Origin of the sequence: Pseudomonas sp. UM16 (assembly GCF_050312595.1) — a bacterium.
Classification (GTDB): domain Bacteria; phylum Pseudomonadota; class Gammaproteobacteria; order Pseudomonadales; family Pseudomonadaceae; genus Aquipseudomonas.
In genome coordinates this window covers 1-218 of the sequence record NZ_JBNPJT010000107.1, presented here as the reverse complement: position 1 = coordinate 218, position 218 = coordinate 1, and the positions used below count along the sequence as shown (strand labels likewise).

At 54.1% G+C, this 218-nt stretch carries 1 tRNA gene; it reads left to right on the top strand.

From position 1 onward, the window contains the following. Positions 1 to 144 precede the first annotated feature (144 nt). Positions 145 to 218, top strand: a tRNA-Arg gene (locus ACQRAX_RS25775).

The window sequence follows — 218 nt, the reverse complement described above, 5'->3', positions numbered from 1 at the left end:
CTCAGCTGGATAGAGTACTCGGCTACGAACCGAGCGGTCGGAGGTTCGAATCCTCCTGAGTGCACCATACGACGAAGCAGTTTTCATCTTGAAAGTTGCTTCAGCTTCAACCAGAGGTGACCTGGTCCATCAAGCGCCAAACCTGCACTCATAGCTCAGCTGGATAGAGTACTCGGCTACGAACCGAGCGGTCGGAGGTTCGAATCCTCCTGAGTGCA